The sequence below is a fragment of the Azospirillum sp. OGB3 genome (assembly GCF_014192915.1).
Classification (GTDB): Bacteria; Pseudomonadota; Alphaproteobacteria; order Azospirillales; family Azospirillaceae; genus Azospirillum.
On record NZ_JACHYN010000016.1, the window covers coordinates 157,620 to 167,308 of the forward strand.

At 70.3% G+C, this 9,689-nt stretch carries 8 protein-coding genes; 4 read left to right on the top strand and 4 right to left on the bottom strand.

What is annotated here, in order from left to right; genetic code table 11:
• Positions 1-4: 4 nt before the first annotated feature.
• Both FHW79_RS25635 and FHW79_RS25640 read right to left on the bottom strand, forming a co-directional pair.
• Positions 5-1,024 (bottom strand): ABC transporter permease, encoded by a 1,020-nt coding sequence (locus FHW79_RS25635; protein ID WP_183181510.1) that lies wholly within the window; start codon positions 1,022-1,024, stop codon positions 5-7.
• Positions 1,025-1,231: 207 nt separating this feature from the next.
• A complete protein-coding gene (locus tag FHW79_RS25640; protein WP_183181511.1) occupies positions 1,232-2,839 on the bottom strand; it encodes an ABC transporter substrate-binding protein in 1,608 nt (535 codons plus the stop codon).
• A gap of 228 nt (positions 2,840-3,067) precedes the next feature.
• Here FHW79_RS25640 and FHW79_RS25645 point away from each other — a divergent pair, with 228 nt between their 5' ends.
• Together FHW79_RS25645 and FHW79_RS25650 are read left to right on the top strand one after the other, a co-directional pair.
• Positions 3,068-3,226, top strand: coding sequence for a hypothetical protein (locus tag FHW79_RS25645; RefSeq protein ID WP_183181512.1), 159 nt, complete (start codon positions 3,068-3,070; stop codon positions 3,224-3,226).
• A 58-nt stretch (positions 3,227-3,284) separates the two neighbouring features.
• Positions 3,285-3,506 carry a hypothetical protein gene (locus FHW79_RS25650; protein WP_183181513.1) on the top strand — a complete coding sequence of 74 codons (222 nt, stop codon included), beginning with the start codon at positions 3,285-3,287 and terminating at the stop codon, positions 3,504-3,506.
• Positions 3,507-3,528: 22 nt separating this feature from the next.
• Here FHW79_RS25650 and FHW79_RS25655 read toward each other — a convergent pair whose 3' ends face one another.
• Positions 3,529-5,361: a tetratricopeptide repeat protein gene (locus FHW79_RS25655; RefSeq protein WP_183181514.1), complete on the bottom strand. Its 1,833-nt coding sequence runs from the start codon at positions 5,359-5,361 to the stop codon at positions 3,529-3,531.
• A 45-nt stretch (positions 5,362-5,406) separates the two neighbouring features.
• Between FHW79_RS25655 and FHW79_RS25660 the strand changes: the two genes are divergently transcribed.
• The gene (locus tag FHW79_RS25660) at positions 5,407-5,814 is read left to right on the top strand and encodes a hypothetical protein (protein WP_183181515.1); all 408 of its coding nucleotides are present in this window, start codon (positions 5,407-5,409) and stop codon (positions 5,812-5,814) included.
• Positions 5,815-5,822: 8 nt separating this feature from the next.
• On the opposite strand, the gene FHW79_RS25665 is transcribed toward FHW79_RS25660, so the two are convergent.
• Positions 5,823-7,385 (bottom strand): ATP-binding protein, encoded by a 1,563-nt coding sequence (locus FHW79_RS25665; RefSeq protein WP_183181516.1) that lies wholly within the window; start codon positions 7,383-7,385, stop codon positions 5,823-5,825.
• A gap of 183 nt (positions 7,386-7,568) precedes the next feature.
• Between FHW79_RS25665 and FHW79_RS25670 the strand changes: the two genes are divergently transcribed.
• Positions 7,569-9,422 (top strand): bifunctional diguanylate cyclase/phosphodiesterase, encoded by a 1,854-nt coding sequence (locus FHW79_RS25670; RefSeq protein ID WP_348984273.1) that lies wholly within the window; start codon positions 7,569-7,571, stop codon positions 9,420-9,422.
• Positions 9,423-9,689: the final 267 nt, after the last annotated feature.

A 9,689-nucleotide genomic window follows, 5' to 3' on the forward strand; every position in this document is an offset into this window, starting at 1 on the left:
CCCCTCATCGCGCACGGGGATCGAGCAGGCGGTACAGCAGGTCGGACAGCAGGTTCAGGCCGATGAAGACCGCCCCCACCACCAGCGTGCCGCCCAGCACCGCGTTCATGTCAGCCGACAGCAGGGAGTTGGTGATGTAGAGCCCCAGCCCCGGCCAGGCGAACACCGTCTCCGTCAGCACCGACCCTTCCAGCAGCGAGGCGTAGGACAGCGCCACCACGGTCGTCAGGGGCACCGCGATGTTGCCCAGCGCGTGGCGCCAGATCACCCGCGCCTCCGACATGCCCTTGACGCGGGCCGTCGTGATGTATTCCTGGCGGAGCTGGTCCAGCATGAAGCTGCGCGTCATGCGCGCGATGTAGGCCACGCTGTAGAGGCCGAGGATGCCCGCCGGCAGCACCAGATGGTGCAGCGCGTTCCAGAACACGTCGCTCTCGCCGGCCAGCAGAGCGTCCGCCGTGATGATCCCGGTCACCGGATCGACCAGCCCCTCGTAGAAGACGTCCACCCGCCCCGGCCCCGGCGCCCAGTCGAGGCGCGCGTAGAAGACCAGCAGCGCCATCAGCCCCAGCCAGAAGATCGGGATGGAATGGCCGATCAGCCCGATCACCCGGATCAGATGGTCCGGCCAGCGCCCGCGATGGACGGCGGCCATCACCCCCGCCGGGATGCCCAGCAGAACGCCGACGACCAGCGCGGCGGTGGCCAGCTCCAGCGTCGCCGGGAAGACGCGCAGGATGTCCTCCAGCACCGGGCGGGAGGTCAGGACCGAGGTGCCGAAATCGCCCTGCAGCACGTCGCCGACGTAGCGCAGGAACTGCTGCCACAGCGGCAGGTCCAGCCCCAGCTCCTGCCGGACGCGGGCGTAGGTGTCGGCGGACACGCGGTCGCCGACCACGGCGATCACCGGGTCGATGGGCACCACGCGCCCGATCAGGAAGGTGACGAGCAGGAGTCCGAGGACGGTCAGCGCCACCGAGACGAGCAAGCCCGCCCCGCGAATCGCATGACGCCGCCCCGGCATCCCCGGTCGTTTCAAGATAGCGGCCAAGTTTCACCCGACATGAGTTCAAAATCCCTCTCCCGCCCCGGGAGAGGGAGGGGACCCGTGCGGAGCACGGGAAGGGTGAGGGTACCGCCGAGGATCAGTGTCTCGATCCTCCCACGACCCTCACCCGGCGCCTTCGGCGCCACCCTCTCCCGGGACGGGAGAGGGGATGGGCGGCCAGCCTTACTTCTTGCTGACCTTCCAGTAGTAGTTGCTGTCGAAGCTCGGCCCCCAGACCAGACCCTCGACGTTGCTGCGCTCCGCGATCACCTCGGTCTGCTGGAACATGATGACGAAGGGCGAGGTCTCCAGCACCTCGCGCTGAAGCTCCTGGTACATCGCGGCGCGCTTGGCGGTGTCGCGCTCCTCGACCGCGGCGGCGGTCTTCTTGGTCAGCTCGGGGATGTCCCAGGCGTTGCGCCAGGACAGCGGCTTGGCCTTCGCGTCGTCGGCATTGTCCGGGTTGGCGGCGAAGGTGTCGGCGTTGGTGTTCGGGTCCTGATAGTCGGCGCCCCACTGGTAAAGCAGCGCCTCGTGGTTGCGGGCGCGGTACTTGGTGACCACCTGCTTGCCGTCCGCCGGCAGCAGGTTGATCTTGATGCCCGCCGCCGCGGCGCTGCCCTGGATGGCCTGGGCCATGTCCATGCTGGGCGAAGTGTTGCGGACGTCCATCGTCACCGTGATGCCGTCCGGATAGCCGGCCTGTTTCAGCAGCTCCTTCGCCTTGGCCGGATCGTACGTGTACGGGTTCTCCTCCAGCGCGCCGAGGAAGCCCTTGGGCAGGAAGGCCTGATGGACGGTGCCGAGGCCGTTCATGATGGTCTTCGCCATGCCGTCGTAGTCCACGGCGTACTTGAAGGCCTTGCGCACGTCGGGCTTGGCCAGCACCTCGTTTTTCTGGTTCAGGCCGAAATAATAGAGCGTGCCCTTGGGCGCCTGGACGATGCGGATCTTGTCGTTGCCGCGCAGCGGCTCGAACTGCTCCGGCTTCAGGTTGCGGGCCACGTCGACGTCGCCCTTCTCCAGCAGCAGACGCTGGGTCGCCGGCTCCGCGATGTGGCGGATCAGCACGCGCTTCACCGCCGGGGCGCCGCCCCAGTAATTGGCGTTGGCCTCCAGCGACAGAAGCTCGCTGGCCTTCCACTGGCGCAGCACGAAGGGGCCGGACCCGGCGGAGTTGGCCTTCAGGAAGGCGGCGCCGAAGTCGCCGTTGACCTCCTTGCTCTTGACCAGTTTGGAATCGACCACGCCGGAGACGTCGGCGGTCAGGCAATAGAGCACGAAGGTCGGGGCGTAGGTCTTGTCCGTCTCGAAGACCAGGGTGCGCGGGTTGGTCGCGCGGACCTTCTGGTCGACGTTCTCCGGCGTCAGGCCGAACTGGGTCAGGATGAAGGCCGGCCCCTTGTTCATCTTCACGGCGCGCTGGAGCGAATAGGCCACGTCCTCCGCCGTCAGCGGGTTGCCCGAGTGGAACGTGATGCCGTCGCGGATGGTGAAGGTGAAGGTCTTGCCGTCGTCGGAAACGGTCCAGCTTTCCGCCACCTGCCCATGGATCTTGCTGACGTCGTTGACGTCGAAGCGGATCAGCCGGTCATAGACCTGGGCGCCGTATTCCGCCCCCGACAGCTCGAAGATCTCGCCGGGATCGAGCGTCACGATGTCGTCGAACTGCCAAGCCATGACCAGCGTGTCCTTCGGCGTGTCGGCCAGGACCGGCGTGGCCGCAAGACCGAAGGAAAGACCAGCGGACAGAAGGGCGGCGCCGGCCAGACGGCGCGCGAGCGTGTTCATGGTTCCCATACTCCCTGCATGATCCCGGAACGACCCCGGACGGGGCGAATTCTCTTTGGAATTCTTAGCGGTTAACGGCCGGATGATCCGGCGGCGCGGGTTCGCCTGTCAAGCGGGCGGCGGTCATAGCGCCCCCCGTGATCGAGCGCGAACGCCTTAACCCGGTCCGCAAGAGGCTTGCCGATCCCATCCTTCCGTCCACATCACTGGCAAAGCGATGGAGGACCCATGGACCAGGACCGCGAGAACGGCCAGTCGCGCGTGCCCAAGCCGCCGAGCCGCGACGAGGTGGAGAAGATCAGCGACGCGCAGCGCTATATCACCGACGACTGGACCGGCGACGGCGGGAAACCGGCGGACCAGTCCAGGGACGACACCAAACATTGAGTTCGGAACCGTCCCCGCGTAGCCTCGTCCGCCGACGACCACACGCGCGGGGACGACCATGATCGGGAACGACGGAAAGCCGGTGTCGAAGGAGGGGCTGCGCCAGCACCTCGCCGCCTACAACACGCAGTCGCGCGGCTCGAAGGAGTTCGCGGAGATCCCGCGCGCGCTGGTCACCGTCTGCGACAACCTGAAGGCCGGCAAGACCACCTACGTGAAGTGCCTGGACGGCCAGTTGCAGTTGTCCCGGCGCAAGGACAACAGCGTCCAGGCGGCGTAGCGCCCCGTCTACCCCTCGCCCTTCACCCCTCGCCCTTCACCGGGAAATCGAACCAGGGCAGGCGCAGGAACTCGTGCTCCCGCAGTCGCGGCGCCCGCCCACGCCGCGTCCAGTCGTGAAGGACAGCGTAGGGCGCCGCCTGGTCGAGCGTCCAGGCCGCCTCGCCGCGGTCGAAGAACCAGCCGATGTAGGCGCCGACGAGGCCGAGGAATTCCCGCCCCGCCGCGGTCGGCGCGACGCCGAGGAAGCTGACGATGATGTCGTCGAACGGCCCGCGGGCGCGGCGGTCGCGCATGACGGTCAGGTCCCAGCCAGCCCCGTCGCGCAGCTCCGGTGGAAGCGGCGCCGTGTTGCGGGCGTCGATGTCGGTGATGAAGACCGGCGCCCCGGTCCGCTCCAGCAGGTCGAGGGCCACGAAGAAGCGCGCGCAGGCGTAATAGGTGGTCTCCGCCCCCGGCGCGTGGACGGGCAGGTCGATGCGCTCCAGCGACCAGGACAGCCGCCCCGGCTGGGCGGCGCAACGGTGGTCCAGGTCGGCGTGGTCCTCCGCGTCGGGATTGACGACATGGACATGCACGCGGTTGCCCGCCGGGTCCCTCAGGGCGTGGGACAGGAACCAGCCGCCGAAGCGCCGCCAGTAGCCGGAATCGACGCTGACCAGCAGGATCGCGCCACCACCCGCCGCAGGAGGAACCGGCATCGACCGCTCCCCCGCCCCGGCGATGCGCGGCCGGTACGCGGCGAGCGCGTCGAGGAAGACCGGCCGCGCATCGACCTGTCGCCATTTCGCCGCCTGCGGGTCGGCGCGGATCGCCTCCTCCGACCAACCGCGCAGGTAGCGCCGGGCCAGCCGCGAGGCGGTCGTCAAGCGTCCCCGCCGGTAGAGGCCGTGGGCGACGCAGGCCGCCGCCGCGCCATCCCCCGGCGCGCGCCGCAGCCGGTCCCGCGCCCGCTCGGCGATCCGCTCCAGCCGCGCGTCGTCCAGCATACCGCGGTGGATGGTCAGCACGGCGGTGCGGAACAGCGCGGCCTCCGCCACCTCCCCCGCCCCGCGCTCCAGCGCCGCCAGGAACAGGTCGAGCGCGCGGGCGAGCGGTTCGCCCCATGTCGCCTCCGGGCGGTCGGCGCGAGGGAACTCCGGCAGGGCCCCGCTGGCCTGCAAGGTCGCCATGGCGAGGTTGCTCAGCGCCGCCCCGTCGCTTGGACGCAGCCTTGCGGCCCGGTCGTAGCTCGTCACCGCCCCGTCGGCATCCCCCGCCGCCAGTCGCGCGCGCCCAACGGCGGCCCACGCATCGGCGCTGTCCGGCGCCAGGGCCAGGGCGTGGGCCAGCCAGCGCTCCGCCGCCCCATGGATCACCCCTGGCTCCGGCCCGCCGGCCAGCAGCCGCCCCGCCGCCAGCGCCGCCGCCCCATAGCCCGGATCGATCCGCAGGGCGGCGCCAAAGCATCCGAGTGCCTCTCCCATCCGCCCCAGATCGCCGAGCGCCAGCCCGAGGTTGAAGGCCGCCTTGGCCCGCCCCGGCTCCAGCGTCAGGGCGCGGGCGTGCTGCGCGGCCGCCCGCGCCGGGTCGCCGGCGGTGCGGCGCAGGCTGCCCAGATTGTCGTGATAGTCCGCCGCCTCCGGGTCCAGCACGATGGCCTGGGCAATCAGCGACAGCGCTTCCTCAACCCGCCCGGTCTGGCCCGCCAGGACGCCCAGCAGATGCAGCGCGTCGGCCTGCCGCGGATCGGCGTCGAGGATCGCCCGGTAGACCCCGGCGGCCTCGCCCATCCGTCCGGCCCGGTGGTGGCCGATGGCGATGGCGTAGGCTTCGGACAGGCTGACCATGACGACTCCGGGCTGCGCTTGCGACATCGCGCCCGCTTGCGGAGGCGCGCCGTCCCTCTACCATCACGGGCCATGAGAACCGATCCCGACGGCCTTCCCCATCATGACGACCGCCGCGCCCTGGCGGAAGCCCTGCGCGCCGCTCTGACGCAGCGCTGTCCGGACGCCGACGCCGATCTGGTCGCGGCCATCGGGGCCATGGCGGCCAGCCGCTTCTTCGGGGTGCGCTTCCGCGCCGAGGGCAACCCCGCCCGCGCCTGGGTCGCCCGCCGCCCCAACCCCGACGTGTTCGAAGTCTGGGACCCCACCACCGGCGCCTGGGATTTCGTCGAACGCCTGCCCGACCCGTCGCTCCACCAGCCGACACCGGAGGGCACCGCGCGCATCGCCGCCAAGGCGCAGCAGGCCATGTCCACGGTCGCCGCCACCGGGCGTCTGGCCCACGCCCTGGCCGCCGGGATCGAGCCCGACGACGAGTAAAATAGACCTCAGGCGGTGGCGAACAGGCCGCCGTCCTCCGGCCCCTCCGACCCGTCATCGGCGTTCGGGTCGCCCAGCGCCGTCTCCCAGCCCAGCGCCGGCAGGGCGATGCTGCGCGTGTTGCCCAGCCCACTGCGCGTGGCGATGAAGCCGCGCTGCTCCATGTAGGTCAGCAGGCGCCGCGCCCGCCCGCGCGACCGGCTGCCGCAGGCGCGGGCCACGTCGGCGTCGGATGGGCAGGGCAAATGGTCCAGCGCCGCGCGGGCCAGCAGCAGGAAGACGACCTGGATGTCCTCCGGTAGGGTCGCCGCGACCTGGGTCGCCTTCGCCCAGGCGGGATTCTCCTCGGTGCCGTCCCCCGCCCCGGCGCGGGCCGCCGCCAGCTTGCGCCGGAAGGCCGGCAATTCCAACAGCTCGCCCCGCACCCCCTGCGTCCGGCAGCGCACCAGGAAGTCCTGATACAGCACGGCGATGGAGCGGTAGGGCGCCTCCGGATCGGCCAGCACCTCGCGCAGGATCGCCTCGTAGGCGGCTTTGCGCTCCGCCGCCTGCTCCGGCGTTTCCGGCTCCTCCATGGGCAGCGCGGATGCTGCGTCCTCGCTCTCCGGCTCCACCGGCAGGGAGCGCGGGCGGGAGAGCTGGGCCAGCAGGTCGGCGCTGGCGCTGGTCGAGGGGCGGCGCACCGGCAGGCGCGGCGGCTCCGGCTCGCCCGGCTTGAAGATCAGCTCCCGCGCGTCCTCCAGCGGGGTGTCGGGCAGCGGCATCAGCTTCGGGCTTCCGGCGCGCCCCTGCGTCTCGACGGCGCCGATGCGCAGCGGCAGCGGGCGGCGCGAGATGGCCGGGCCGAGCGCGATGAAATGGCCCCGCTCCAGGTCGCGGAACATCTCCGCGGTGCGGCGCTCCATGCCCAGCAGGTCGGCGGCGCGGGCCATGTCGATGTCGAGGAAGGTGCGGCCCATCAGGAAGTTCGACGCCTCCGCCGCCACGTTCTTGGCCAGCTTGGCGAGGCGCTGCGTCGCGATCACCCCGGCCAGCCCGCGCTTGCGGCCGCGGCACATCAGGTTGGTCATGGCGCCCAGCGAGACCTTGCGCGCCTCGTCCGACACCTCGCCGGCGGCCGACGGGGCGAAGAGCTGCGCCTCGTCCACCACCACCAGCATGGGGTACCAGTGGTCGCGGTCGGCGTCGAACAGCCCGCCCAGGAAGGCCGCGGCGTGGCGCATCTGCATGTCCGCGTCCAGCCCCTCCAGGTTCAGCACGACGGAGACGCGATGCTGGCGCACGCGGGCGGCGACGCTCTGCAAGGCGGCCTCGCTGTGCTCGTCGGCGTTCACCACGATGTGGCCGAAGCGCTCGGCCAAAGTCACGAAGTCGCCCTCGGGGTCGATCACCGCCTGCTGCACCCAACGCGCGCTCTGCTCGATCAGGCGGCGCAGCAGGTGCGACTTGCCGGAGCCGGAGTTGCCCTGCACCAGCAGGCGGGTCGCCAGCAGCTCCTCGAGGTCCAGCATCGCCGACGCCCCCGTCGCGCCAGCCGTCATGGCCGCCCCCATGTCGATGCCGACCTTCATGCCCCGCCGCCCCCAGATACATCATCGTCTGCGTTGAAGCGCACCCCTATAGCGCAAAGCGGGGCCATGGTGCGAAGGGCATTTTGGATCGCCCTCCGCGCAGACGCCTTGCCTTTGTCACGAAACCGAAAAGATCATCCGCTACAAGATGGGCTTGCCCGCGACGAACATGGACAGCCGGCGGTGGACGAAGCCATGGCCTCGGTGCCTGCACAGGAAACGGACGACAGCTTCGGCTCCCCGGCGGAGAGCGCCCGCAAGGCCGCGCTGCCGGCGGAATGGACCCATCTTCTGGCCAAGTTGTCGGTCGCCTTCCAGCCCATTGTGCAGATGCGCACCGGGCGCTGCCACGGGATGGAGGCGCTGCTGCGCGGGCTGGAGCGCAGCCCGTTCGCCAGTCCCAACGACCTGCTGGACGCCGCCTGCATGCAGGGCCTGCTGGCCGAGGTCGAATGCGCCCTGCACGCCAAGGCGGTGGCGGCCTTCCGCGCGCTGGACCACTGGCCGAACGCCAAGCTGTTCCTGAACATCGACGCGCGGGTGGTCGGGGTCGCCGGCTCGCCCTGGCTGGCCCCTTTCACGCTGCCCCCCTTCGCGCTGGACGGCGGCGTCCCCGACCCGCGCCTGACCGTCAGCCTGGAGATTTCCGAACGGCGCGAGTTGCGCCCCGACCACAGCATCGAGCAGGCCATCGACCGCTACCGGCAAGCGGGCATCGGGGTGGCGCTGGACGATTTTGGCGTCGGCTTCTCCGGGCTGCGGCTGCTTTACGAATCCAAGCCCGACTATCTCAAGATCGACCGCTATTTCATCGACGGCATCGACCAGGACCCGCGCAAGCGGGCCATCGCCCACGCGCTGGTCGGCTACGCCCACGCGCTCGGCATCCTCATCATCGCCGAGGGGGTGGAGACGGAGAAGGAATTCCACACCTGCCGCGATCTCGGCTGCGACTTCGCCCAGGGCTACCTGATCGCCCGGCCGAGCCTGGTGCTGACCGCCGTGCCCGAGCGCTACGGCATCGTCGAGGAGCTGAACCGCCAAGACCGGCGCAAGCCGAACGAGGCCCGCCTGCGCCTGTCCGAGGTGATCGAGCGGCAGCCGCCGCTGGCCGTCACCTCCCCGAAGACGGAGCTTCTGGAGTATTTCCGCGGCGACAACAGCCCGTCCATCGCCCCCATCGTCGACCGCCAGCAGCGCCCGCTGGGGCTGATCCGCGAGCGCGACCTGAAGCGCTTCGTCTATTCCCGCTTCGGCAGCGAGCTTCTGCGCAACAAGGGGCTGGGCGACACCCTGCTGGATCTGGTGGTGAAGAGCCCGGTCTGCGACATCTCCACCCCGCTCGACCAGGTGATCGAAGCCTTCTCGGCGGAGGAGGCCAGCGACGGCATCATCATCATCGAAGGCGGCGAGTATGCCGGCTTCCTGTCCAGCGGCGCGCTGATCCGGCTGGTGCACGAGCGCAACCTCGCCATGGCCGCCGACCAGAACCCGCTGACCCGCCTGCCCGGCAACGCCGCCATCGTGCGCCACATCGAGCGCGCCCTCCAGGAGCAGGACCGCGGACACGTCCTGGCCTATCTCGATTTCGACAACTTCAAGCCCTTCAACGACCGTTTCGGCTTCCGCCAGGGCGACCGCGCCATCCTGATGTTCAGCGAGCGGCTGAAGGCCTGGGCGTCGGGCAACGGCGGCTTCGCGGGCCACATCGGCGGCGACGATTTCTTCGTCGCCCTCAGCGGCGCCGCGGACGGGGAGGCGCTGTCCCGCGTCGCCGACCTCGTCGCGCGGTTCCGCTCCGACGCGGAGAGCCTCTACGACGCGGAGGCGCGGGACGCCGGCTGCTTCGAAGGCAAGGACCGCTACGGCGCGGTGCGGCGTTTCCCGCTGCTGTCGGCCAGCGGCGTCGCCGTGGTGATCGCTCCCGGCCCGCACCGCCTGACCCCCGACGCGATCAACACCGCCATCGCCGGCCACAAGAGCATCGCCAAGGAAAGCCCCGACAAGCTCTGCACCGTCCACCTCCCGACCCGTTAAATCCCCTCCCCTGCCCAGCGGGGGAGGGCTAGGGAGGGGGCCCGGTGCGACGCCCCGAACACAACGAAAAAACCGGCGCTTCCCACAGGGGAAAGCGCCGGCTTTGTCGTTCATGAAGCCGATTGTCAAGCGCGTGCGAAACCGTATCGTCCAAGTCCTGGGTGGCTTGGCATGTGCCGTGGTGACCTGGCGGCGACCTACTCTCCCACGTCTTAAGACGCAGTACCATCGGCGCTGAGGCGTTTCACGGCCGAGTTCGGAATGGGA